This window comes from Paenibacillus sp. GCM10023250 (assembly GCF_042653205.1).
Lineage (GTDB): Bacteria > Bacillota > Bacilli > Paenibacillales > Paenibacillaceae > Paenibacillus_Z.
In genome coordinates, this window is sequence record NZ_JBHSHY010000104.1 from 1 (window position 1) to 644 (window position 644).

The 644-nt window shown below is 68.9% G+C and carries 1 pseudogene; it reads left to right on the forward strand.

Annotation, left to right across the window (positions count from 1 at the left end):
• Positions 1–644, forward strand: a pseudogene (locus ACFPB1_RS27390) (hypothetical protein); the annotation flags it as partial.

Genomic DNA, 644 nt, shown 5'->3' on the forward strand with positions numbered 1-644 from the left:
GCTGCGGATCCTGCTCAAGCTCAACCAGGCCGAGGCGTTCGAGACCTTCCTGCAGACGAAGTTCGTCGGCCAGAAGCGCTTCTCCCTCGAGGGCGGCGAGACCACGATCCCGGTCATCGACGAGATCTGCGAGGCGGCCGCCGAGGCCGATCTCGACGAGGTCACGATCGGCATGGCCCACCGCGGCCGGCTCAACGTGCTGGCCAACATCGTCGGCAAGAAGTACTCCCAGATCTTCCGGGAGTTCGAGGGCAACATCGACCCGCGCACCGGGCACCGGTCGCTGTTCTCCGACGGCCTGCCGAAGCGGGTCGTCGAGGGGTTCGGCGGCGCGGTCGACGTCGCGTTCGTCCACGGCACGGCGTACGCGCTGGTGACCCTCGTGGGCAGCGACGTGGGAGGCAGCAGCACCGTCGGCATCTACCGCATCGACGGGCGGCACAAGGCCACGGTCGTCGCCGACATCGGGACCTGGGCGATCGAGCACCCGCCGGTCCCGGACTTCTTCGTCCCGAGCGGCGTGCAGTACGCCCTGCAGCCCTACCGCGGTGACCTGCTCGTCACCGACGGCCACCACAACCGGGTGCTGAGGATCGACCTCGACGGTGCGGTCGGCGCCAACGTCTCCGAGGTGATCGCGTTCG